This window comes from Clostridium sp. JNZ J1-5 (assembly GCF_053901425.1).
This window is the reverse complement of sequence record NZ_CM132773.1, coordinates 1,343,612-1,367,302: the sequence shown is the minus strand read 5'-3', so window position 1 is coordinate 1,367,302 and position 23,691 is coordinate 1,343,612. Positions and strand designations below refer to the sequence as shown.

Genomic DNA, 23,691 nt, shown 5'->3' with positions numbered 1-23,691 from the left:
GTGTCCCTTTTTTAACTTATGGAAGGAGCGATTATAGTGGAATTTAAGAAAATTAAAATATTAGAACTAAAACATGCAGATTATAATCCAAGAAAAGATTTAAAAGCTGGGGATGCTGAATTTGAAAAAATAAAAAATAGCATTAATGAATTTGGTTACTGTGAGCCAATCATTGTAAATACTGATATGACAATTGTAGGAGGACATCAAAGAGCAAAAGTTTTAAAAGAACTAGGATATGCTGAAGTAGAATGTGTTGTTATTGATATTGATAAAACTAAGGAGAAAGCATTAAATGTTGCACTAAATAAGATTTCAGGAGAATGGGATTTTGAAGCATTAGCAAAATTATTGGATGATTTAAAAGTTGAAGATTATAATGTGGAGCTTACAGGTTTTGATATGAGTGAAGCTGAAAAGCTATGGGATGAATACATGAAGGAAGAAACTGAACACGAGGAAGAAGAAATTCCAGAAACACCTGAAGAACCAGTTATTAAGTCTGGAGATATAATTATGCTTGGTAAACATAGAGTTATTTGTGGAGATGCTACTAAAGCAGAAGATATAGAAAAACTAATGAATGGAAAGAAAGCAAAATTAACTGTAACAGATCCTCCATATGGAATAAGCTATGTAGGAAAAACTGAAGATGCTTTGACAATACAGAATGATAATCTTGATGATGAAGAATTTTATAAATTCCTTCTTGAAGCTTTTAAAAGAGTTTATGAAATATCAGATGATGGAGCAAGTATGTATATATTCCATGCTGATGCAAAGGGATTAATATTTAGGAAAGCATTTATTGATTCAGGATTTAAGCATTCTCAATGTTGTATATGGGTAAAGAATACCTTTGTTATGGGAAGGCAACCTTATCAATGGCAGCATGAACCAGCTTTATTTGGATGGAAACCTACAGGAGCACATTATTGGAATGGTGATAGGAAACAAAGTACCATATGGAATTTTGATAAACCAAGAACCAATGATATTCATCCGACAATGAAACCAGTTCCTCTTATAGAATATATTATAAAGAACTCTAGTAAATATGGGGATATTGTAGTAGATACTTTTCTTGGAAGTGGAACTACATTAATTGCAGCAGACAATACAGATAGAATTTGTTATGGTTCAGAACTTGACCCAAAATATGCACAGGTTATTATTGAAAGATGGATTAATTTTAAAGATGGGATAAATGGCGATGATGTTATAGTTGAAAGAGATAGTAAGCAATATAAATATTCTGAATTGAAAAAGGAGTAATCATTGGTGAAATAATGTCTTTAATTGCTTTTTATTATCCCTCAAATTGTATTGACTTAATGTGATTATAGAGTGATTAATGTACACAATAAATACATTGGGAGGGATTTTTATATGGATAGAAAAGAAATAGTAAAAGTTTTAAGTGAGCATTTTGGAGTTAAGGCTGACTATATGGGAGTACCAAGTTTTGCATATCAAATAGAAACAGGAGAAGAAATTTATATAATTGATAGAGTAGGGAAAATTACAAATGCAGAAGGTACAGAGTTGGAACTTGAAGCTATATTGAATCCAGCAGTTGAAGAAATAACCGAGGTTCAGGAACAAGAAGAGAAGGTTAGTGTTGAAGAAGTTACTGAAACAGAACCTCAAACTGAAGCTTCTGAAATATCTGTTCCACTGGAAGGACATTCAGGGATAACCTTAAGAAACCTTTTGAATATGATATACAGCAAACAGGGACTTATTCAGAAATCTTTAGGAATTACAGAAAATATTATAAGTGAAGATTTTATAAAGGAAGTAAATGAAGCAAAGATTTCTACTATAGATGATTTTCAAAAGGTTATTGCTGGAAAACAAAGTTGCATACAGATTGAGTTTAACTTTGAAGAACAGAAAATCAGTTTCAACTTTATAAAAGCTGAAGTAGATAATATTACAGCATACACTCAATTTATAGAACTTTTAAATCAGAGTGCGAAGGAACTAAAACATGCTTCATATAAGGTGAAAAGTACAGATAATCCTAAGTTTACATTTAGAGTTTTCTTAATAAGACTTGGCATGATAGGTGATGAATATAAAGAAGCAAGAAAGGTAATGTTGAAAAACCTTGAAGGCAATGGAGCATTTAGATATGGGAAGCCTGAAAAGAAAGCTGAAGAATCAATTGGGGAGCAATAAGCTTCCTTTTATATTGGCTTTGTGAGGGCTTGTGTTGCGATATTCATTGGAAGGTGGGGTTAATGCTCTACCTTCTATTTTAGTTGAAACGTGGGCGAATATATAAATGGGTTTTATGAAAATAAATTTCAACTTTACTTTTGGGGTGGTTCAGAGGTAGTAGTATATTAATTCTGAATAAAGAAAGAGTATTAAGATTATTTTAAAATATGCAAAACTTTAAGTAGCTTAGAATTGAAATATGATATAATATGCTGTAGAATAATTGTATATTAATTCAATTCGAGGTGATAAAATGGATAATGTTACACTTATTGGAGTTGTTGGATCGGTTGTATCTATACTTTCATTTTTTTTAGCAATATTTTTACCGTCATCTAAAACTAATACCAATTCTAATAACAGGACAAGCATAGATAGAAGTTTTAATAGTAATTCATTTAATACAGTAACAAACAATGTGAATGTTACTTATAAAGTAGAAGTAGAGGGAAAAGATAATTCAAATCAAAGGACTCATAATGATGTGGATTATAATTCGGATAATTTTTGGGGGATTTTAATTATAGGAATTTTTGCTGTTAGTATAATAACAAAATTTTATATAACTTATCAAGATGCAATAATATTTTGGATTATTGTTTTTGGAATAGGTGCTTTATGTGTAAATTGTTTGTTATTGATAATCCTAAATAGAAAGACATATGTTCCTAAGAAATACTTATATTTTAATACATCAAAATGGATTCCGTTGTTTATAACGCTCATATTTATTTATAAGCCTTTTTATAAATCATTAACTTTTACTAAAACTAAATTAATGTTGAGAAATATAAATAATTTTATAGATATGTTTCAAAATTATCGTGCAGATGTAACATTTATAATATTTCAAATTTTAGGGTTAATTTTTGTTTCTATTTTTATGATATTGTATGTTTATATGATAATAGTTGACTTGAAAAAATCTATAAAAGATTCGAGCTACAATGTAAAACCGATAACTGTAAATGAGATTGTTGGAACTTGTATATTGATGATAATAGTTTTCTTTTTGGTAAGTGGATTAATTATTAATGTGTTTTATAAGTGTTAACTTTGAAGTTAGCACTTTTTTTTAATGAAACTGGAGGTGAGGTGATATGGGAAAAGCATTAGTAACAAAATATGATTTAAATGTTAAACCAAGATTCGATGAGATAAAGCAATGGGTAAATGAAGGTTTAATTGATGAAGAAATTGCAGATAGATTAGATGTTCATGTTTGTACACTTGGAGATTATAAAAAGAAACACATTGAATTAGCAAAGATATTAGAAAGACCATCCAAATGGGAGACTAATATATTACCTAGGCTTAACGATATAAGAGAATGGTGTATGGAAGGTTTAACAAATGAAGAAATGAGTAAGCGGTTAGATATAAACCCAGATACGTGGTACAGGTATATGAAGGAACATACAATTTTATCCGAGTTAGTTCAAGCATCTAAGGCTGTTATGGATACAAAAGTTGAAAATGCACTTCTTAAAACAGCTCTTGGGTATGAGTATGAAGAAATCAAAACTATTATTGAAGAAGATAAAAATGGCAAGAAAAGAACAAGGATTGAGAAAACTAAAAAGTACATGCCACCTAATCCAGCAGCTCAAGCTTTTTGGTTAAAGAACCGTAAGAAGGATGAATGGGGAGATAGGAAAGAGATTATATTTGATACAAAGGCTCAGGAAGAAGAAAGGAAAAGGTTATTCCTTCAAATGATAAATGATGAGGTTATAGATGCAGATTATTCAATTGAAGATGAAGCAGTACAAGAGCCTATAATCATTGAAGAAATAGATGAAGGTTATATTGCTGAAGTATCTGAAGAGGATTATAATGATAAGGAAGAAAATCAAAAAGGTAATTTAAAAGCTGGAGCATAATCAATAAATATTATGTATCCAGTTTTTTTATAGATAAATGCCTTTTAACCCTTTAAGAATGGCTTAAAACCGTAAAGAAATATTGAAATCTAACAACATAATGACAGTTATGTATTGAGTTTAAGTGCCTTTAGAGGTATCATGTGTCATGAAAGGAAGGTGCTTTAATTGAGTTATATCAATGGTCTTGAGGAACATTTAACAGCAAAGGATAAGAGTATTAATACAGTATCTTGTTATGTTAGAGATACAAAGGCATTTATAAGCTGGTATGAGAGCAGAACAGATGCAGGAATTGAAAAGGTAATTGAGCTGGACTTGGTGGAATATAAAAAGCATTTACAAAATAGTGGTGAAGCAGTTATAACAATCAACCGTAAACTTGCCAGTATAAATTCCTTTTTAAAGTATATGCACCAAGAAGGCATTATAAATGAAGATATTGCAGTTGGAGTTATAAAAGATAAAGATAAAAGGCAATTCAAAGGGCTTGAGGACAAGGAACTTTGGAAACTTAGGAATGAAATTCACCGTTCAGGCAATGAAATGCACATATGTATTATAGAATTATTGCTTCAAACAGGCATAAGAGTTTCAGAACTTGTAAACATAAAGCTTTCAGATATAAAGATATCAGAAAGAAAGGGTAGTTTGAAGGTAATAGGAAAGGGAAATGCTAGAAGAACCATACCATTAAATAAGGATGCAAGGAAAGCCATTGATAAATACCTTGAAGTAAGGCAAGATGATGGCTCGGAATGTTTATTTATAGGGCAAAGAGGTGCAATAAAAAGGAATGCGGTTAACTTAATACTTGAAAAGTATGCAGAAAGGCTACAAATGAAGGCTACACCTCATATGGTTCGCCATACTCTTGGATATAACCTAGTAAAAAAGCAAGTACCTATAACAACAATCCAGCAGATATTAGGTCATGAGAGTATTACAACTACAAATCTATATACTCAAACCCCAGAAGATGATATGGTTAAGGCTTTGGAAGGCTTGGAGTGGTAGAAACCATTCCTTTTTTTATTGCCTTTAGGGGTGGGGGATTTCTATATAGGAAAATAAGTGCGTCAGTAAATGGTGTGAAAATTTTTGTGATGAAAATTTTGTCTAACTTTTAAAAGTATTCAGTTATGAGGAAATATTTTCTACTTTGATGTATAATTATTATAAAAGATAATCATTGGAGGAGAAAAGATGGGGAATAACACATTAAATAATATTTTAGATAATTTTTTTAAACAGGTTGATACAAACTTTCAAATTTACTACATTACACGAGAATATGATAAAGTTGAAAAAGATTATATTTATGATTCTTTTTATTGTAATATGCCTAATGAACTAAAAAATTCATTAATTAAAGATTATAGAGAAAGCATAGACAAATATAAAAATATAGTAATTAATGATTTTGATGTGATAGGTTCTGAAGCAGATTGCATTGAAAAATTGGATACAAAAAATGTTGATACAATGAGTAAATTTATAAAACTTACAAATAATATTCATTCTAAAAAAGCTTCTGAAATTGATGTTGATATAAATAAAATATGGGGATATGCTATAGTCTTTAAAAATAACAAGGAAGAAAAAATGACATTATTTAGAAAGTATTCAATTTCAAAATCAATTAATGAAAATAGAAAGCTAAGTTTTTTAAATGGAAATATTGAAGAAGTAAATAAAGAGATTTTTTCTTTAGATTTGAAAGTTGATGCAATCGAAATTGATGGCATTACATATATTATTAGTAAGTATTATTTTGAATTGTTTTTTTCTTTTAAAGAGGAGTATGTGAAATATGTAAATGAATCACTTGAAGGTTTAAGGAATGAGAATGTCATTGAGAACTTTGATGAGTTTTCATTGAGATGTCTTGATAGTGGTAATCTTGTAAGGAAATTGGTTTATGTAGTAAAAAATGATAGGTTAAAATGGCTTAAAAATAATATTAAATCTGCAAAAGAGGTTGTTGATGAATATGGTTTAAAAGTTAAAGTCGAGGAAAATAAAATAAATTATTCAAATAAACAATGTAATATATCCGATGTGATGAAGTTGATTTGTGGATGCTGTGTTAAAGATGCTGTTGATATGAGAAAATATTTTGCAACAAGCGTCAAGGCGGTAAGTTAAGTAAAGTTTGAAAGAGGAGGTGACCACGTGTTTAAAAAAACAAAACTTCGAAATAGTAAAATTTTATTTATATCATCCTATTTTCCTCTTTATATTATTATTTTTGTGCAAAATGTAAGTTCTTTAGGTACAAAGTGCTTAGAAATATTAAGAAGCAAAGATATTGAATTAAATAAATTGTTGCGATCAGCACTGTTATTAAAAAAAGCTCTTAAAGGTTTGGCAACGTACCCAGAAACTTATTTAATTATAGCTTGTTTGGTGTTGATGTTTTTTTCTTTTTTTTCAGTTAAATATATGTTAAAAGATATGGCGGAATATTCAGAAAGTGCATTTAAAGTTAAAATATTAAAAGCTACGAGTCTGAATTATGAATATGTATTGACGTATTTTTCAATATACATTTTCCCTTTCATCACATTAAACTTGAGTAGTTTTTCAGGAATAATCCAATTTTCAATATTATGGATATTTATCGGATATGTGTACATTAAAAATGATTTAATTTATATTAATCCGATGCTTAATATTATTTTTAAATATAATATATATAAGACTACTATTGAATTTAAAGATGGTAAGGAAATTTATAAAGAAGAAATTATATTGTTTACTAAGAAAGAAAAGCATAGGCTGAATGATAGATCTATAAATGTTATAAAAGAGAATAGTCAGTTTTACATTGAATTATAGAGAGAGGTGATGAGTATTGAAAAAAGAATTTGAATGTCAAAACAAATTATTACACCAATATATGCAAAAATACTTCTCACCACATAAGATAAAACAGCTTGTAGAAACATTTTCTTTTTCAGAACTTCGCAAGCTTATAGGTGAGATGAATATAGAATTCTTTGCTCTCTGTTATTTTCCGAAATACTTTGACCGTAAGTTTGGAAAATTTCACAAGGAGCTTTTTACAGAATTAAAATATATGTTAAACAATAAAGGGTTGATTGAAGCTTTTGCATTGCCGAGGGAGCATGGTAAAAGTACAATCAACTCTTTTTTATTTCCCCTGTATTCTACACTTTATAATAAATCTCAATTTACATTAATAATTTCAGCTACAGAGCAGATTGCAGTTCCTTTCCTTGATATGATTAAAAGTGAACTTGAAGAAAATCAAATGTTAATTGAGGACTTTGGTATCCAGAAGGGTAACAGATGGAATAACAATGAGATATGGATTAAAACAAGTGGAGGAATTGATTCCTGCATTATGATAAGGGGAATTGATGGTTCATTGAGAGGGATACATTATAAGCAGCATAGACCTAATCTTGTATTACTTGATGACCTATTAAAGGATGATACTGCAAAATCAGAAACTAAAAGAGAACAGGTTAAATCTACTTTCACTGATGTTGTACTTCCTATAGGAACAAGAGATACAAATATATTGGTGGTTGGAACTATTTTAAATGAGGAAGATTTAATGGCTGACTTACTAAAAGGCAAAATTTCAGGAGTAAGAAGTATTAAAAAATCATCAATAATAAATTTTGCTGAAAGGGATGACCTTTGGAGTGAATGGGAGAAAATATATAATAATCTACAAGATGAGGATAGAATAAATTCTGCCTTGTCTTTTTTTTATGCCCATAAAGATGAAATGCTTAAAGGTACAGAAATATTATGGGATGAATATTTGGATTATTACTATTTAATGTGTAAGAAACAGGCTATGGGTGAAAAATCCTTTTATAAAGAAATGCAAAATGACCCAAGAAGTACAGATGATTACATTTTCCAAGATAATAAATATTGGAGTAGCTTACCTGAATATGCGGACATGGAAGTTGTGATGTATATTGATCCAGCAATTAAAGCAGGTAAAAGAAATGACTATTCAGCAATAACTATCTTAGGAAGGCATAGGAAAACAAAGCAGATGTACATTATAGATGGAACTTTAAATAAGGTGCTACCAGATGATTTATTTAAGATTGCTATTGAAAAACTAAATAGTTTTCCAGTAGAAAAGATTGGATTTGAAGCTACTCAGGCACAGAGTTATATGAAACAGAAATTTGAAGAAGAATTATGGAAAGCTAAAGTATATGTTCCAGTTGAAGCCATAAATTCTAAAGGACAGAAGCATGAAAGGATTATAACTCTTGAACCAGATATTAAAAATGGGCATATTCTATTCAATTCTTCCAATATAATGTATAATAATCAAGTAAAGGATTACAACAAAAACTGCAAACATGATGATGCTCCAGATAGTCTTTATGGTGCAGTACAACTTATTCAAGGGGCTAAGAGTTTGCGGTTCTATGATAGGAGTTTGTTATTTTAAGTAATAAGGTTTATATTCATAATTATATTAAGTTTATAATCAAAATGAAATTATTTTATTAATGAAATGGGGGTAGAATGAAATGGATAATTATAATAATATAATGCAAGTTCCAAAATGGGAAGGATATTACCCTTTAATACCTAGAGAAAATGATGAGAATAGCTTAATAGGTGGTATTAGTATATCAATACCTGGGAATTATGCTAATGAAGAACAATTAAGGTTTTATTACTATTTTAAGAAAGAATTCATTAAAGGAAATTATGTTGATGTAGATGGAGTTATAGCATATGTGTTTGTATTTATGTATGAAACAATTGCAGATTACATAGATGGAGTAATAGATGAAGGTACAATAGTAAATTATTTGTTGCTTATAAAAAATAATTATGGACAATATAGTAAAGTAAATCAGTATGTGAAATATTGGTTAGGAGATATATATTACTATTTAGGTGATTATGAAAAAGCTTGGGATAATAGAAAGATGACTTCTGTTGAAACGATAATAAATATAAAGTGTAAGCTGGACAATAAATTTTTAACAGGAATGGAATTACTTGAGCTTACCGCATTAAGTAGTACATTGGTAGGAAAAATAGATAATGATATTTTAAATAATTTTGAAAAATATTTGGATGAATATTCTAGAAGTTTTTATAAAGATAAAGGTATGAATTTAGTTGAATATAAATTACTAGGTTTAGATTACTGGAGTCTTGATGAAAGATATTTTGAAAAATATAAAGATGTATTATTTACCGAAAAGTATTTGAATTGGCTCATTGGGAACTATAACAGAGGTGTAAAATATCATTTTGAAAATGGTATAGAAACAATAAATCCTAAAGATAAGATGAGATTATTTGAAGGGTTTCCTAAATTAAATTATGCAAAAACAGATAATATAATGTTTGCTGATTATATAGAAATTCCATCAATATTAGACTTAATCATAGCTAAGTATTTAAGAAAAGAATTTATTAACATTTTCAACGAATTATTTCCAAAAGTAAGATTAATATCTTCTTCAGGTCGTAAAAGTAAATTAAGTTATAAAAAGATGAACTGATGTTAAGGTATATTACTACTTAATTAGTACTAAAAATGATAGGCTTATATCCAAAGGATATAGGCTTATTTTATTGAAAAGGAGCTGATACTATGCAAATAAACGAAAATCTAATATTACAATGCCTAAATGAACTTAATAAAAATTCTTTATCAAAGAAAATATACAAAGATTATTATGAAGGTAACCATAGTATATTAAAAAACTACCGTATGCAGGACAGCAGAAGTAACATGAAGTTAGTTTTTAATTATCCAAGAAAGTTTACAGATAATGAGACGGGTTATTTACTGGGGAAGCCTGTAAACTATATATCTAAATCTGATGATGAAAATATAATAAATGCAATTGATTTAAACACCAGTTATTGGGATAAGGAGCATAATATAAATCTAAGAAAGCAGTCAGAAATATTTGGTGAAAGCTATGAACTTAATTATATTAATGAGGAAGGAGAATTTTCAGCTACTATATTAAATCCATTAAATTGTTTTGTTTTAGAAGATGGAACTGCTGAGAGAAATGCTGTTCTTGCAGTACATAAATTTACAAAGCAGTTTGAGGATAAGGAATATGTTGATGTTTATACTGATTCAGAAATTCTTCATTATGAAATAGGTACAGGAGAGGAAAATAATGTAGCTAATAATTCTACTAAATTAAATTATATAGGAAGCCACAATCATATTTTTGAAAGAGTGCCTGTAATAGTATGTCCTGCAAATGCAGAAAAGAAGAGTGGGTTTCAGGATATTATTTCACTATTTGATGCTTACAATGCTTTAAATTCTGATTTAGTAAATGAAATAGCTGATCATAGAAATGCTTATTTAGTTATTGAGAATGCAAAGCTTGAAGAAGAAGACTTAGGTAAAATGAAGCAAATGGGAATTATTCAAGTTCCTAATGGAGCTAAGGTTTATTGGCTTACTAAAGATATTAATGATTCCTTTGTTAAAAATGAATTAGATAATATTGAAAGGAAAATATACGACCTTATGGATGAAGTAAACTTTAATGAAAATTGGGCATCCAATACTTCATCACTAGCACTTAGAAATAAACTTTTAAACTTAGAGAATAGGGTGTCCATGAGGGAAACAATTATGGAAAAGGTAATTAAGCAGAGACTTAAAAACCTTTTTATTTTTTTGTTTAAAAAGGAAGGTAAGGTTTATGACTATAGAGATGTAGCAGTTAAGTTTACAAGAAATTTACCTACAGATTTAACTGGACTTGCTGATGTAATTGTTAAACTTGAAAATGTATGTTCACAAGAAACTTTATTATCGTTGTTGCCGTTTGTTGAGAGTCCAAAGATGGAGCTTAATAAATATAAAAATGAACGGGAGCAAGTTGATGTGAGTAGCCAAAATAAATGAAGTTTAAAACAGGAATTTATCCTATAAATATATTACAATTTACTAAAGAATAAATTAGAATGTATTGTGATATTATAAAGCAACCTCAAGTTGCGAAAATGCAAATTTAAGTTAGTGGTCTGAAATTGAAAATAGATTTATAATAATAGTAAGCAAATAACAAAGTGAGGTGCTCTTATGAGTTTTGCTGAAAACTTAAAACAAATCAGAAATGAAAAAGAGCTAACCCAAGAAAGGTTAGCTGAATTATTGGATGTCACGAGACAGGCTGTTTATAAATGGGAGCAAGGCGTTGGATATCCAAAAACTGAAAAACTGATAATATTGGCTAAGGTACTGAACACCTCGTTGGACTGGTTATTCGAAACGGAACTTACAAATAAAGAGAAAATAGATGCTCAGTCTCCTATCCTGCCAGGTGTGGTATCAGGACTTGAAGTATTCTCATCTGCGGTAAACGCTTTGATGGAAAAGAGCATGTCTAAAATCAATGATAAAGATTAACAAGAGTGACCACACTGGTTGTTAATTATAATGGGCTTAAAATATAAAGATGGAGGTAATGATATGGCAAAATGTCTTAACTGTGGAAATAAATTTAATGTTTCAGACGCACGAATGGAATTTAATGATGCACTCGATGGAGAATACAATTATGACGAAGAAATCGGAGGATCACTATGCTTCGATTGTGCGATATATGACTATGATCCAGAATATGTATCGAATGGTAATTTAGGTGAAGCAATTCAAATGATGAATGGCGAAGAAGACTATGACGATGACTTCGTAGAAAAATGGCTATAGCTATAAATTCTAATTTGGGGGTGAGAAAATGATGGTGTTGGGTATTAACCATATTTTGAAATGGGTTCAAATCATTTCTGGAGGGAGAAGATATACTTGTCCAACAAAAGAAATAAATGGTGAGTTATTTTTTAAATTCAAAAATGAGTGGCACAAAGTAATAGATTTTACCTCAAAGTTTACTTCTGAGTTTAAGGGATAATTAATGGATTCACCTCAAAAGACAAATTTCAATTTAGAGATGAAAAGGCAATTTGGTTTTGAAATTTTCTCAATCACAATCACAAATTCCAATTTATAAATCATGTCCTAAGCAAGACATTAAACTGCTTTATTTTTATGCAAAAAATTAATAAGCGTCTTTAGTTCTAGTGAGTTAAAGGGGCAAGAAGGAGGAAAATATAATGGATTTTCAAGAAGTAAAAAACTTTATTAATGACAACAAGGAAAGCGAGGAGGTGAAAGTATATCTTCAGGGCTTAAACAAAGTTAGTGTTGAAGGTATAGAAAAGTATGTAACAGAAGATGAGGATGCTAAAAAGTGGTTTGATTCAATTAAGGACAAGCATTTCAACAAAGCACTTGAAACATGGAAGTCTAATAATCTCTCAAAGCTTATTGATGATGAGGTTAAAAAGAGGTTTCCTGCTAAAGATGAAAAGGAGATTGAAGTTGAAAACCTTAAGTCTGAAATTGAGAAAATGAAGCAAGAAAAACTACATGAAGTTTTAACAAGTAAAGCTGTAAAAATAGCTAGTGATAAGAATCTGCCATTAAGTTTGGTGGATTTTTTTATTGCTAAAGATGAAGAAGCTACAGTTAGCAATTTGAAAGTTTTAGAAGAAAGCTTCAATAAAGAAGTTCAAAAGGCAGTTGAGAAAAGACTTAAAAGTGAGGGATATAATCCTCTAAAGGACAGCTCAGGAAATGCTTTAACTTTAGAAACTATTAAAAACATGTCCCCAACTGAAATTAATCAGAACTGGGACAAAGTAAAAGAAATATTAAAAAACAAATAATGAAAGGATAAGGTGATAATTATGGCAGTACAAAATTTTATACCAACAATATGGAGTGCAAGATTAAATGAGGGGTTCAAGAAGGCTCTAGTTTATGGGAATTGTGTTAATACAGATTATGAAGGAGAAATTAAGGGTTTAGGTTCGGCAGTTAAGATTAATTCTGTTGGAGCAGTTACCATTGACAACTATGATAAGAGCAAAGGAATAAATAAACCACAGGAGCTTGATTCAGCACAAACTACATTAACTATAAATCAAGCTAAGTATTTTAACTTTCAAGTAGATGACATTGATAAGGCTCAAGCTAATGTAGATTTACTTGATGCTGGAATAAAAGAAGCATCCTATGGGCTTGCTAATGTAGCTGACCAGTACATAGCAAACTTTTATACAGAAGTTAAAGCAGGAAATACTATCGGTGATGATACAACTCCTATAGTACCAACTGTTGCAAATGCTTATGACTATTTAGTAGACCTCGGAGTTATACTTGATGAAAATGATGTTCCAGAGATAAATAGATTTGTGGTAGTTCCATCATGGTTCTATGGCTTACTATTGAAAGACCCAAGATTTACAAAAGAGATAGATGTTATGAGAACTGGGTTTGTAGGAAACATTGATAATATGGCAGTGTTTAAATCAAATAATGTTCCAAATACAACAGGAGCAAAATATAAAATAATAGCTGGTCATAAATCAGCAATTTCATTTGCTGGACAAGTAGACTCTGTAGAAGCTTATAGACCAGAATCTCAATTCTCTGATGCAGTTAAGGGACTTCATGTGTATGGTACAAAATGCATTAAGCCTGAAGGAATAGCTGTACTAACTGCAAATAGAAAATAATTTAAACAATAGGGTGTCCTTCGGGATGCCCTAATATTTTATGGAGGTGCATTTTATGTGGTTTTTAAATAAAGAAACAGGATTAAAATGGGAAGTTGAAAATAATGATTTGATAGAGAGGCTAAAGTGTAATGATACATATGAGATTATTGAGGAAGATTTTAATGAAAAAACTACAAATAAAAAGCAAAGTAAGAAGTAGGTGGTTTTATGGATGAGCAGTTAAATACAATGAAGCAAATATTAACTATAGATTTAAAGGATACCTCAAAAGATTTCATTTTAAATAGGTATATAAAAAAGGCAAAGGATATTATTTTAGGATATTGCAATATAGATTTTATTTCTGAAAGATACAATGATGTAGTTATAGATTATGCAGTATATCTTTACAAAAATAAGGATGCAGAAGGAATAGTAAGAAAAACAGAAGGGGAAAGAAGTATTGCTTATGAGGAAGGCATCCCAGCTAATATAAAAGCAGCACTACCTTTGCCTAAAATAAAGGTGGGTGGATATTAATGTTTTATGATACCCAAATTGATATTTTAAGTAGTGCAGATATAAATTCTATTATGAAAACTGTGTATGGAGATTTTCAGACTTATTATAAAACAATTGCGTTTGAAGATGGCTATAATATAGAAATTACTAAAAGGGTATTTTGTGATAGAGATAATGATATAACGATGCAAAGCTATTTTTTAATAGGGAAGAAAAAATATAAAGTTATGGATATAAAAGAGTGGAGCGATTATTTAGAAGTATATTTGTATGAATGTATAAAATGAAAGAAGGTGTTGTATGAGTAGAAGTATAGATTCAATGATAGATTTTTTACTAGAAGAAAAAGGGGAAAAGATAAAAATTAATGATAGTGAAGAAACATCACTGGTGATAGATGCTCAGGAAAGATTTAATTTCTATTGTGATAAATTTATAAGGGTAAAAAGGGAATTACATACAGGGGATATAGTTGAATATAAAGGAGATACATATTTTGTTATAAGTGAAATAGACAAAAACACTAATAACTATAAAGGAAGAATTAGAAAATCAAATTACAACATAAAGTTTTTTAGAGATAATAAAATAAATGCATTTCCAGTTATTCTTAAGACAACATCTCAAGGAATTGAGGCAAATCAATTTATGATTTTGCCAGCAGGTGAAATTCAAGTAATGTTCCAAGATTCAGAAGAAACTAGAGATATAATTATGAAATATGATGCTAAATTTATAGCTTCAAAAACTCCATATAAAGTAATAGCATATGATTTATCAATAAATGGATTTTTAACAATTACAGCACAAAAGGATACTATTGGAGCAGAGGATGATATGACTAATGAAGTTGTTGACAGATGGGTAGTTGGAAATCCAAGATATATTATTGTAAATGTAAATTTATTGGAGAAAGTTCCTATAAATACATCTTTAAAAATAACACCTAAAATATTAGATAGAGAAAGAGAGTTATACATAGATGATTCACTTAGGGTTACTTCCAATAATCCTTCGGTTGCTACAGTTAATGAGGAAGGGATAATTACAGGAGTTGCTCAAGGAGAAGCTATAATTAAAATGTGTAATTCAAAAACAATTAATTACATAGTAGTAGGAGTTGATTTAGAACCAATTTCTTTAGAAAAACATGAAATTGTGATTTTGGGTAGTAGTACCCTAGCTTCAAATTCTCAGCAATTATATAATGCAACAGTTACAAATAATCTTCCTGTAGCTTGGAGTTTAAAAGGAACTTCATCAATGGGAGGAGTAAGTGGTGTAAGTATTCTAAATCAAAATGGAGATACTTGTACTTTGAAATGTACAAGAAGTAGTAAATTTATATTAATTTGTACTATAAAAGATACAAATATATCATCAGAAATAATTATAAATGGATAATATCGAGGGGTTGCTTTAAAGGAGTAAGCCTTTTATTTTTACAAAAATTCAATTGGGGAAAGGGGAATTTTGTTTTATGGAAAGTATACCAAATGTTCAATATTTACTTAGTGTTCATTATCTCAAGAAGTTGAGAGAAAAGGGATTTATAACATACGAGCAATTTGATGAAATTGATAGATTAAACAGATATTCTTTTTTAAAGAGTCAAGGGCAGAAATCTGCCTAAGACTCTGACTTTTAACTTTACTTATTGCCACACTAATTATATCATGTGTGTAGCCAAGTGATATATCAAAATAAAGGAAGGAGATCTTTATGGGAAGTTCAGTGAAGAAGGTTCAAGTTTTACAACCAATCCAAAGACAAGATAATTTTGAAGATACAGCAAATAATTTAATGAAAAGGAGAGTATGTGCTTATTGCAGAGTAAGTACTGACTCTGATGAACAAATGGAAAGTTATAATGCTCAAGTTAGTGAATATAGAAAGAAAATAACAGAAAATCCTGATTGGGAGTTCGTTGATATATATGCTGATGCAGGAATAAGCGGTACAAATGTAAAGCATAGACTTGCATTTAATAGAATGATTAAGGATTGTCAAAATGGTAAAATAGACTTAGTTATTACTAAATCCATATCAAGATTTGCAAGGAATACAGTAGATTGCTTAAAGCATGTAAGAGAATTAAAAAACATTGGAGTTGAGGTATTTTTTGAAAAAGAGAATATATATTCCTTTGATTCTAAAATGGAATTGGTTCTTACAATGCTAAGTTCTATAGCTCAAGAAGAAAGTAGAAATATTTCTGAAAATACAAAGTGGGGACTTAGGAAGCGTTTCAGAGATGGAGTTGCTATTTGCAATACTGAAAGGTTTTTAGGCTATGACAAAGATGAAAATGGAAACTTGGTAATCAATGAGGAACAGGCTGAAATAGTAAGAAGAATATTTAGAGAGTATCTTGATGGCAAAGGTTATGCAGTTATCGCTAGAGGTCTTGAAGCAGATGGAGTTAAAACAGCGGCAGGAAAAACTAAATGGTGGGATTCTACTGTAAAAGGTATTCTTGAAAATGAAAAATATCATGGAGAATTATTACTTCAAAAGACTGTAACAGTGGATTACTTAACTAAAAAGAGAGTTGATAATAAAAATATAGAACCAATGTACAGAATAGAAAATAATCATGAGCCTATTATATCAAAGGAAATGTTTGAAATGGTACAGCAAGAACGTAAGAGACGTTTTGAAATATCAAGTGGTAAAAATGATGACAGAAGAAAATACACTAATAAGTATGGTTTCAGTGGGAAACTATATTGTGAAAAGTGCGGAAAAACTTTAAAACGTAGGCACTGGAACAGTGGTACTAAATCTGCAAAAATAGTATGGCAGTGCAATAGTTACATTGAAGGAAAAAAGAATTGCTCTGCAAAAGCAGTTGATGATTTAATATTAAAGAGAGCCTTTATCCAACTATACAATGATATGGTTGTTGATAAAGGCTCTTTTTTTAAAGTATTCTTAGAGAATGTAGAAAGAGTTATTAATAAGGATACCATTGGAGTTGATATTTCAAAAACCTCAAATGAAATTACCCAGCTGGAGCAGGACTTAAGTGAGTTAGTGCAGTTAAAGATAAGAAAGCAAATAGATGATAAATATTACAATAAAGAATACGCTAAAATCACAGCAGAACTTGAAACGTTAAATCTCAAAAAGGATGAACTTTTAAATAGCAAGCTAAATGATACAAAGCATAAGGAAAAAGTAGAGTATATCAAGGAAACTATAGGAAATGGCAATGAGCCGCTTACAGAGTTTGATGATAGTTTATTTGTAGCACTTATAGATAAGGTAATTATAAAATCACCTAAGCATTTTAGGTTTGTATTTGAGAGCGGGATTGAAATGGAGGTGGAGATGTAGAAGAATTAAAATATTTAAATGGTAGATGTAAGGGAAAGATGCGTTGGTAGAGAAAATAGAAATTCTTGAAGCAACGCATTTAATTTTTGTATTTAGAAATGGGCTGAAGGTTGAGTTTAACTTGGCTTAAGTTTAAGATTATAATAAAAGCATTATAAGTTTAAACTTTGGAGTTGATCATATGATAGAATACTTAAATATTAAACGAATAGTAGAAGATGTATATGAATTAGTAAAAAGTGAAATATATCAGGGGAAATTTAAAAATTATGATATACTTTATGTTTCTGACAATATTGATAGTTTTGATATTAATTTATTTGATAAATATGGAATATGTAAAGATGATATAATAAATCATGTTTTATTTGAAATATATGCACAAGTTATTCAAGAAGAGTTAACCTTAGAAGATAAGAAAGTAACACTTAAAGAACTAATTAGTATATATTTTAATGAATACCATGCAGATGATTATAGCAGAGTTTTTGCACGTAATAATTGTATAAAATTAAAAGTAAAACCGTTCTTAAATAAATACAAATACCTAGTATATAGAAATAATTTTCTTAATAATAAATTTGATGTCTTATGGAAAAGATCAACTATATCTCGTGATATTTTTATATTTGATGATGATTTAATTAATGCTATGAGTATGCAAAAGGAATATAATTATGTTTTGGATTTTTTAACACCATATTATGGGTATTTAATAGCTAATTACGCTAAAAAATATGGTGTATTTGGGAATTTAAGTAGATATGATTATGATAAAATTGATATTTACAAATATTTGAATTTTATTGATGAGATATTAAAAATAATAAACAAATATGAAAAATATTCCAATATTGCTTTTTATGTACTTGAAAAAGAATTTAATATAGTCTTTATTAGTAAACTCGTTAAATTTATTAATAAAATTCAGGAAGATGATTATATAAAAAAAGATAGATTAATTGGACAATGTTTATATATAATTTTAAATCCCATCTGTAATGTGGAAGATAGCTTAATAAATAAAATATATATGGAAGCTGAAATAGCAAAGAAAGATGAACTAGTAAGAAAATATAAAAGATATCCTTGCAATGTTGAAATTGGATATATGAGATTAAGTGAAGAATTCATTCCTCTAATTCTTAAAGAAGCATATGATTCTTTAAGAATAAGATATGGTAAGGATATTTATAATGTAGTGGATAAAAATAAAGTCTATTTTAATAGTTTGTATAGCAATTTAAAAGAAGAGATAAAAACAGCGTTAGATTACTTTAATAACTTTAAGGAATCAAGAAATAAATTGTCAGAGGTAATGAAAAGTAAAACTAAATTGTATAAGACACTTGTTAGATTAAGTAGTTTGAAGAATGAGTTTTATAGTATAAAAGACTGGGAATTTGATGATAATAAGAAATTAGAAAGAATTTATATAATGGAAGATTATAATAGAATTATTGACAATAACATTATATTAAAATGTTATAAGGGCGAGATATCTTACAAAAAATAGGAGATAAAATTTAAGTTATAAAAAACTACTAAAATGCTAAGAATTCAGATTCATTTATTGCTATAATTTATTTACAGACACTATATAAGTGAATTTGAGAGGAGAGTAAGTATAATGAAATATAACAATATATTAATTCCATGTGAGAAAAAAGGAAATTGTTATGTTGAATCAAACTTAGGGTATATAATTCAATTGATGCAAGGTCATATAGGGCACGCATATGGATATATCATAATTAGTAATGATCCATCATTAAGGGCAAACATATCTTTCCGTTTTTTTAAAATTGGCGGTGATAAAGATTATTATGAATATAGAGGTACTTTTATTACTATAGAAGAATTAAAATTATTTGCATCAAATAGTTTTGTTTCTGTGCAGAACCTTTCTTGTTCAACGATAAATCAATTTTATAAGTTGCAATTAAACAATAGTATTAGTATTCCATATAATTATTTAATAAGTTTAGGAGAAGATATTAATTGTTATAATTATCATAATAGTTTTGATATGAAATCTTTAAGTACTAATTATGAAACAAAAGGTGGTTATGAAGGAAAATTAGACATAGTTACTTTCACTAATGGTGAAGGAAAAACTATTGATGAAATTGTATTATTGCTGAAGAATGAGTACAATATGAATAAAATAACAAGAAATATATATAAGTATTTTCTAAGTAGTAAAGGTATTGCGTTTTTATGTAGTAGAATATCAGGTATAAAAGATAGAGATGCGTATACAAGTGCTAATGGTGGATTTGGTCTTAGAAATCAAATAACATATTTATTTGATATAAGTAATATTGAATACGATTTACCTGAATTAAACTGTTTAATTAACTTATAATAATATTATAATTGCTTTTATAGATATAAAAAAATATAGCAGTCAGCTTGTCCCAAGCCATGTTGAGTGCGTGGTATTGATGTCAAGGGTTGAGAAATAGGAGTATTCAAAACACTGATAAATAAAGGGCTTCCAGACATTAAGCTTTTCTCGCGGCGAATTTGACGATGATGTTAATGTCGGGAAACCCTTATTTTTAGTCTTTGAGGAAACATATCAACTTTCCTGAAAGTGATAGGGTTGAGTTGACAGATTAGATTTTTCGCGGGGGTTGTGGAGATAGGATAGATGTAAACTAAGTTTAATTTTCTTCACTGTTTTCTATCTCTTTCAATGATACCCCATCTATCGTTTTCCATTCTATCAATCCGTTTACATGGCCACCAATAACAAAAGCAGCAGCATATGATGGACTTCGGAATAAGATATTTTCTTGAAGAATCCCATCTTTATCTATTTTTGCTTTGCGTCTACGTTCTTTAATCCCAGTCGGAATACTTTCAGAATCTATAGTTTCAATATGACTGCCTTGTAAAACGACAAAACCTTCGTTCGTACGCTTACAGCTGGCCTCAATTACTTGTCCGCTTTTACGACTTTTTCGCTTCATAAAGAGAAGCAATTCTACTTCAGGAGACTCCTCAGAGATAGCCGCTTTAGGTTTATTAGTTAGAGGTTCGAATAATTTGTGTCCAAGAGCGCCCATTATAATCTTAGCGTAGTCAATGAACTCTTCTAATTCACTTTCTTTTTCTTCAGTTATATTTCCAGGAGTAGGATCATTCCCGTTTTTTACCACATACCGATTTGCCTCCACTGCAAGTCCGCAAAAACGGTTCTCAAGATAACTTATCTCTGTAGGGCCAAATGAGTTATTGGATGTAGTAAAAACAACAGCTTCTGTCCAATAATCCTTATCAGGATTTCGCTTATGTTCTATTAACCGACAGAGTAGACCCTCGCCATTTTTTCTTATACCAGCTTGACCAATATACACCATATTGTCGTCTGCTTGATCGGAAGTGCCAAATAGGAAGTAAACACCGCTCTGTGACAAATCTTCGCGTCCCTTGCATTTATCTAGTTCAGTGCGTGGTATTTTGTAAGCCACGCCTGTCCAATTAGCCAGAGTACACTTGATTCTACCATTTGGTGTACCGTCCATTAAAAATAAATTTATACTCTTTCCTCTTGTAGCCACATTTAACACCTCCTCAGAGCGTTACAAAATATAGTGATTTGTTATGATACAGTACATTTATTTATGGATTAAATGTTGGAGTCTTTTTCACGGGTTCCTGGTTTGTATGTTGCATTAAAGACCATATCCAACAACCATTTTTTAAAGGATTGATTATTTTTATTTCGCTTATCACTTTCAAATGCTTCATACAGTTCCATGCCAGTTGAGATTGTATTCATTATTGCCTCAATCGTAGCACGATCACTTTCATCACGAGCATTTTGAGCATCTGAGTATTTCATTGCGTTTTGATAAGCCTCATCTCGGCTAACGATATCAGGCAGATCGGCTACTTGACGTCTAATTCTATCTTCATCTGTCCAATCACAGTCACCCCATATATCATGGAAAGTTTCAAGTATGTGTGTTAATGTATCCATTTCCGGTACTGGGATACCCACATCTGTGCTTACTGGTATTGGATCAATTTCTGCATTTTCATCTGCAAGAGAGATTGACATAGTTTCTTGTGCAACTACACGATAGCTTTCTAAATCGACACTTTCCAAAATGCCTTCCGTCAAATCTTCCCCATTATTTGGTCTTGGCAGCTTGTTTACAAGAAGATTTAAGAATATTGATAGCTCTTAAGCCCCTAGATTGACTTGGACAATTGCCTATACATTTATTATAATGTAGAAAGTGATTGGAGGTAAGTTATGAAAGGTAAAAGTTATACAAAAGAGCTAAAAGATGAAATATTAAGAGAAGTACAGGAAGTAGGAAATGTTTCACTAGTTGCAAGAAGACACGGAGTGTCAAAGTCAACCATATTTACTTGGATAAAAAATTCAAAAGCTAAGGATGAAATTAAAGTTAAGCCAGGAAGAAAGACTTTAATTGGGGGAGAAAAGGAGCTTGAAAGCGAGCTTACAGAAGTAACAAAAGAAAATGATCAGTTAAAAAAGTTATTAGGAGAAAAAGACTTAGAAATAGCAATTCTTAAAGACTTAATAAAAAAAGCAAACCCTCAATTAAAGATAAAGTAGACATAGCTAAAAAGTATATAGATCAAGGATATAACGCAGTTTTTGTACTGAAAGTAGTTAAGCTTGGGAGATCAACATATTACTATAACTTAAATGTGGAAGGCAAAGAAAAAGCAAAACCTAAAGGCGGAAAGCCTAGAGGATATAGCTTAAACAAAGAGAATAAAAAGATATGCGATGAGCAAATTAAAGAATTTATTATGGAGTCAATCGATGGTGATGCTATTAACTATGGATATAGAAAAATAGCCCACCACTTAAGAAAGTATTATAATCTTGTGATTAATCATAAGAAGGTTTATAGACTATGTAAAGAACTCTGTGTGCTCAAAGATCAAAGAGTTATTAAACCTAAAATAAAGAGAATTATTGCAGCTAACAGAACTATAACAGGCTCAAATCAACTATGGGAAATGGATATAAAATATGGCTACATCCAAGGTGAGGATAAATTCTTTTACCTGTTAAACTTGATTGACGTCTTTGATAGAAGTATTATCGATTACCATATGGGATTACACTGTGAAGCTAAAGATGCTACCGCATTACTTAGAAAGTGCCTAATAAGAAGAAATCTATTTGAGGAAGGAGCTAAAAAGCCCGTAATAAGAACAGATAATGGTCCACAGTTTGTAAGCCATAAATTCAGCAAATGCTGCACAGAAATTAAAATAGAACATGAAAGAATACCAGTAAAGACACCAAATAAAAACGCTCATGTAGAATCATTTCATAGAATACTTGAGGATGAATGTTTAAAAATCAATGAGTTTCAAAATTATGCGGAAGCATATGAGATAGTAAACGAATTCATGGACTTTTATAACGATAGGCGAATGCATTCAAGCTTAAAGTTTATGTCACCAAATGAGTTTTACAACCTTTATTTTGGAGAAAGCCTAACCAATATTGAGATAAGGGCGTAAATCTAAGAAAAGTAGAGAATTTATTAGTCCTTGTCCAAAACAAAGGGGTTAATCCGGGTTAATAGTGTGGATAATCCTGAGAGATTTTCTACGAGTGGCTATCTGGGAAATGGTGTTAGTACGGTGTACCAAGCGGAACCGCTTGCAGTAGGAAACCATACTGTAACCTTCCGCTGTCTTGATAGTGATATTGAGTCGGCAAGCACAGAAGTTGTCAGGACATTTACTATATTACCGCCACCTTTTGAAACGATTACTGCAAATGAGACTGTTGTAAAGGCAGCACATATTCAGACGCTTCGAACCGCTTTAAATATAGTGCTAAGTTATTACAACTTATCCCCTGTAATTTGGAGTGAAGAGATTATTGCGGGAAGAACAACAGTTAAAAAATGGCCATTTCACATTACTGAAATCCGAAAGGCTATTGATACTATCATTACAGTGGTTAATGGTTTTGACTCTTCTGCAGCATTTGATATACCACCTGTGACATGGCTCCCTATTGGAACAGGGCGTCCAAAGGCGGATGTGATGCAACAAATCCACGATCTTATACTGATGCTGTAAGGTGTGTGATACGGCAACAGCACTCTTGTATTTTACAGGGGTGTTTTTTTAAATA

General features: G+C 30.1%; 28 protein-coding genes. 26 read left to right on the top strand and 2 right to left on the bottom strand.

Annotated features, from left to right (window positions below):
- The first annotated feature begins 36 nt into the window (after window positions 1-36).
- From ACWW38_RS06525 to ACWW38_RS06415, 23 genes are all read left to right on the top strand, one after another.
- Window positions 37-1,275, top strand: coding sequence for a site-specific DNA-methyltransferase (locus ACWW38_RS06525; RefSeq protein WP_456259980.1), 1,239 nt, complete (start codon window positions 37-39; stop codon window positions 1,273-1,275).
- 114 nt (window positions 1,276-1,389) lie between these two features.
- Window positions 1,390-2,184, top strand: coding sequence for a virulence-related protein (locus ACWW38_RS06520; RefSeq protein WP_456259979.1), 795 nt, complete (start codon window positions 1,390-1,392; stop codon window positions 2,182-2,184).
- A gap of 295 nt (window positions 2,185-2,479) precedes the next feature.
- Window positions 2,480-3,280, top strand: a complete 801-nt coding sequence (locus tag ACWW38_RS06515) for a hypothetical protein (RefSeq protein ID WP_456259978.1) — start codon at window positions 2,480-2,482, stop codon at window positions 3,278-3,280.
- 46 nt (window positions 3,281-3,326) lie between these two features.
- Window positions 3,327-4,109 (top strand): transposase, encoded by a 783-nt coding sequence (locus ACWW38_RS06510; RefSeq protein ID WP_456259977.1) that lies wholly within the window; start codon window positions 3,327-3,329, stop codon window positions 4,107-4,109.
- Window positions 4,110-4,277: 168 nt separating this feature from the next.
- On the top strand, window positions 4,278-5,126 hold the full coding sequence (locus tag ACWW38_RS06505; protein WP_456259976.1) for a tyrosine-type recombinase/integrase: 849 nt from the start codon (window positions 4,278-4,280) through the stop codon (window positions 5,124-5,126).
- Window positions 5,127-5,315: 189 nt separating this feature from the next.
- Entirely contained in the window at window positions 5,316-6,257 is a 942-nt protein-coding gene (locus ACWW38_RS06500) for a Kiwa anti-phage protein KwaB-like domain-containing protein (RefSeq protein WP_456259975.1), read from the top strand.
- Window positions 6,258-6,284: 27 nt separating this feature from the next.
- Window positions 6,285-6,950: a hypothetical protein gene (locus tag ACWW38_RS06495; protein WP_456259974.1), complete on the top strand. Its 666-nt coding sequence runs from the start codon at window positions 6,285-6,287 to the stop codon at window positions 6,948-6,950.
- A 16-nt stretch (window positions 6,951-6,966) separates the two neighbouring features.
- Window positions 6,967-8,562, top strand: coding sequence for a phage terminase large subunit (gene terL, locus ACWW38_RS06490; RefSeq protein WP_456259973.1), 1,596 nt, complete (start codon window positions 6,967-6,969; stop codon window positions 8,560-8,562).
- Window positions 8,563-8,644: 82 nt separating this feature from the next.
- The gene (locus ACWW38_RS06485) at window positions 8,645-9,637 is read left to right on the top strand and encodes a hypothetical protein (protein WP_456259972.1); all 993 of its coding nucleotides are present in this window, start codon (window positions 8,645-8,647) and stop codon (window positions 9,635-9,637) included.
- Window positions 9,638-9,729: 92 nt separating this feature from the next.
- The gene (locus ACWW38_RS06480; protein ID WP_456259971.1) at window positions 9,730-11,019 is read left to right on the top strand and encodes a phage portal protein; all 1,290 of its coding nucleotides are present in this window, start codon (window positions 9,730-9,732) and stop codon (window positions 11,017-11,019) included.
- 177 nt (window positions 11,020-11,196) lie between these two features.
- Complete coding sequence (locus ACWW38_RS06475) at window positions 11,197-11,523, top strand: helix-turn-helix transcriptional regulator (RefSeq protein ID WP_456259970.1); 327 nt, start codon at window positions 11,197-11,199, stop codon at window positions 11,521-11,523.
- 63 nt (window positions 11,524-11,586) lie between these two features.
- A complete protein-coding gene (locus tag ACWW38_RS06470) occupies window positions 11,587-11,826 on the top strand; it encodes a hypothetical protein (RefSeq protein WP_456259969.1) in 240 nt (79 codons plus the stop codon).
- Between the two features lie 28 nt (window positions 11,827-11,854).
- Window positions 11,855-12,028 carry a hypothetical protein gene (locus ACWW38_RS06465; protein ID WP_456259968.1) on the top strand — a complete coding sequence of 58 codons (174 nt, stop codon included), beginning with the start codon at window positions 11,855-11,857 and terminating at the stop codon, window positions 12,026-12,028.
- Window positions 12,029-12,230: 202 nt separating this feature from the next.
- On the top strand, window positions 12,231-12,845 hold the full coding sequence (locus ACWW38_RS06460; RefSeq protein ID WP_456259967.1) for a DUF4355 domain-containing protein: 615 nt from the start codon (window positions 12,231-12,233) through the stop codon (window positions 12,843-12,845).
- Window positions 12,846-12,866: 21 nt separating this feature from the next.
- A complete protein-coding gene (locus ACWW38_RS06455; protein WP_456259966.1) occupies window positions 12,867-13,697 on the top strand; it encodes a phage major capsid protein in 831 nt (276 codons plus the stop codon).
- A 55-nt stretch (window positions 13,698-13,752) separates the two neighbouring features.
- Window positions 13,753-13,899 carry a hypothetical protein gene (locus ACWW38_RS06450; protein ID WP_456259965.1) on the top strand — a complete coding sequence of 49 codons (147 nt, stop codon included), beginning with the start codon at window positions 13,753-13,755 and terminating at the stop codon, window positions 13,897-13,899.
- Between the two features lie 8 nt (window positions 13,900-13,907).
- Window positions 13,908-14,219, top strand: a complete 312-nt coding sequence (locus tag ACWW38_RS06445; protein WP_456259964.1) for a head-tail connector protein — start codon at window positions 13,908-13,910, stop codon at window positions 14,217-14,219.
- Window positions 14,219-14,488, top strand: coding sequence for a hypothetical protein (locus ACWW38_RS06440; RefSeq protein WP_456259963.1), 270 nt, complete (start codon window positions 14,219-14,221; stop codon window positions 14,486-14,488). Before ACWW38_RS06445 ends, ACWW38_RS06440 begins: the two co-directional genes overlap by 1 nt.
- Window positions 14,489-14,501: 13 nt before the next feature.
- Entirely contained in the window at window positions 14,502-15,605 is a 1,104-nt protein-coding gene (locus ACWW38_RS06435) for a hypothetical protein (protein ID WP_456259962.1), read from the top strand.
- Between the two features lie 76 nt (window positions 15,606-15,681).
- Complete coding sequence (locus ACWW38_RS06430; protein ID WP_456259961.1) at window positions 15,682-15,834, top strand: SHOCT domain-containing protein; 153 nt, start codon at window positions 15,682-15,684, stop codon at window positions 15,832-15,834.
- 89 nt (window positions 15,835-15,923) lie between these two features.
- Window positions 15,924-17,540: a recombinase family protein gene (locus tag ACWW38_RS06425; RefSeq protein WP_456259960.1), complete on the top strand. Its 1,617-nt coding sequence runs from the start codon at window positions 15,924-15,926 to the stop codon at window positions 17,538-17,540.
- Window positions 17,541-17,721: 181 nt separating this feature from the next.
- Window positions 17,722-19,056: a hypothetical protein gene (locus tag ACWW38_RS06420; RefSeq protein ID WP_456259959.1), complete on the top strand. Its 1,335-nt coding sequence runs from the start codon at window positions 17,722-17,724 to the stop codon at window positions 19,054-19,056.
- Between the two features lie 114 nt (window positions 19,057-19,170).
- Window positions 19,171-19,908: a hypothetical protein gene (locus ACWW38_RS06415; RefSeq protein WP_456259958.1), complete on the top strand. Its 738-nt coding sequence runs from the start codon at window positions 19,171-19,173 to the stop codon at window positions 19,906-19,908.
- Window positions 19,909-20,209: 301 nt separating this feature from the next.
- Here ACWW38_RS06415 and ACWW38_RS06410 read toward each other — a convergent pair whose 3' ends face one another.
- Together ACWW38_RS06410 and ACWW38_RS06405 are read right to left on the bottom strand one after the other, a co-directional pair.
- A complete protein-coding gene (locus ACWW38_RS06410) occupies window positions 20,210-21,109 on the bottom strand; it encodes a GIY-YIG nuclease family protein (RefSeq protein WP_456259957.1) in 900 nt (299 codons plus the stop codon).
- A gap of 68 nt (window positions 21,110-21,177) precedes the next feature.
- Window positions 21,178-21,660, bottom strand: coding sequence for a hypothetical protein (locus ACWW38_RS06405; RefSeq protein ID WP_456259956.1), 483 nt, complete (start codon window positions 21,658-21,660; stop codon window positions 21,178-21,180).
- Window positions 21,661-21,810: 150 nt separating this feature from the next.
- On the opposite strand from ACWW38_RS06405, the gene ACWW38_RS06400 reads away from it, so the two are divergent.
- From ACWW38_RS06400 to ACWW38_RS06390, 3 genes are all read left to right on the top strand, one after another.
- Entirely contained in the window at window positions 21,811-22,140 is a 330-nt protein-coding gene (locus tag ACWW38_RS06400; RefSeq protein WP_055668276.1) for a transposase, read from the top strand.
- Window positions 22,125-23,066: an IS3 family transposase gene (locus ACWW38_RS06395; RefSeq protein ID WP_154674971.1), complete on the top strand. Its 942-nt coding sequence runs from the start codon at window positions 22,125-22,127 to the stop codon at window positions 23,064-23,066. Before ACWW38_RS06400 ends, ACWW38_RS06395 begins: the two co-directional genes overlap by 16 nt.
- 66 nt (window positions 23,067-23,132) lie before the next feature.
- Window positions 23,133-23,636, top strand: coding sequence for a hypothetical protein (locus ACWW38_RS06390; protein WP_456259955.1), 504 nt, complete (start codon window positions 23,133-23,135; stop codon window positions 23,634-23,636).
- The last annotated feature ends 55 nt before the right edge of the window (window positions 23,637-23,691 follow it).

Coding starts and splice junctions, on each gene's coding strand:
- ACWW38_RS06520 (WP_456259979.1), top strand. CDS start 1,390: ATGGATAGAAAAGAAATAGTAAAAGTTTTAAGTGAGCATTTTGGAGTT.
- ACWW38_RS06515 (WP_456259978.1), top strand. CDS start 2,480: ATGGATAATGTTACACTTATTGGAGTTGTTGGATCGGTTGTATCTATA.
- ACWW38_RS06510 (WP_456259977.1), top strand. CDS start 3,327: ATGGGAAAAGCATTAGTAACAAAATATGATTTAAATGTTAAACCAAGA.
- ACWW38_RS06500 (WP_456259975.1), top strand. CDS start 5,316: ATGGGGAATAACACATTAAATAATATTTTAGATAATTTTTTTAAACAG.
- ACWW38_RS06485 (WP_456259972.1), top strand. CDS start 8,645: ATGGATAATTATAATAATATAATGCAAGTTCCAAAATGGGAAGGATAT.
- ACWW38_RS06480 (WP_456259971.1), top strand. CDS start 9,730: ATGCAAATAAACGAAAATCTAATATTACAATGCCTAAATGAACTTAAT.
- ACWW38_RS06475 (WP_456259970.1), top strand. CDS start 11,197: ATGAGTTTTGCTGAAAACTTAAAACAAATCAGAAATGAAAAAGAGCTA.
- ACWW38_RS06470 (WP_456259969.1), top strand. CDS start 11,587: ATGGCAAAATGTCTTAACTGTGGAAATAAATTTAATGTTTCAGACGCA.
- ACWW38_RS06465 (WP_456259968.1), top strand. CDS start 11,855: ATGATGGTGTTGGGTATTAACCATATTTTGAAATGGGTTCAAATCATT.
- ACWW38_RS06460 (WP_456259967.1), top strand. CDS start 12,231: ATGGATTTTCAAGAAGTAAAAAACTTTATTAATGACAACAAGGAAAGC.
- ACWW38_RS06455 (WP_456259966.1), top strand. CDS start 12,867: ATGGCAGTACAAAATTTTATACCAACAATATGGAGTGCAAGATTAAAT.
- ACWW38_RS06450 (WP_456259965.1), top strand. CDS start 13,753: ATGTGGTTTTTAAATAAAGAAACAGGATTAAAATGGGAAGTTGAAAAT.
- ACWW38_RS06445 (WP_456259964.1), top strand. CDS start 13,908: ATGGATGAGCAGTTAAATACAATGAAGCAAATATTAACTATAGATTTA.
- ACWW38_RS06440 (WP_456259963.1), top strand. CDS start 14,219: ATGTTTTATGATACCCAAATTGATATTTTAAGTAGTGCAGATATAAAT.
- ACWW38_RS06435 (WP_456259962.1), top strand. CDS start 14,502: ATGAGTAGAAGTATAGATTCAATGATAGATTTTTTACTAGAAGAAAAA.
- ACWW38_RS06430 (WP_456259961.1), top strand. CDS start 15,682: ATGGAAAGTATACCAAATGTTCAATATTTACTTAGTGTTCATTATCTC.
- ACWW38_RS06425 (WP_456259960.1), top strand. CDS start 15,924: ATGGGAAGTTCAGTGAAGAAGGTTCAAGTTTTACAACCAATCCAAAGA.
- ACWW38_RS06420 (WP_456259959.1), top strand. CDS start 17,722: ATGATAGAATACTTAAATATTAAACGAATAGTAGAAGATGTATATGAA.
- ACWW38_RS06415 (WP_456259958.1), top strand. CDS start 19,171: ATGAAATATAACAATATATTAATTCCATGTGAGAAAAAAGGAAATTGT.
- ACWW38_RS06400 (WP_055668276.1), top strand. CDS start 21,811: ATGAAAGGTAAAAGTTATACAAAAGAGCTAAAAGATGAAATATTAAGA.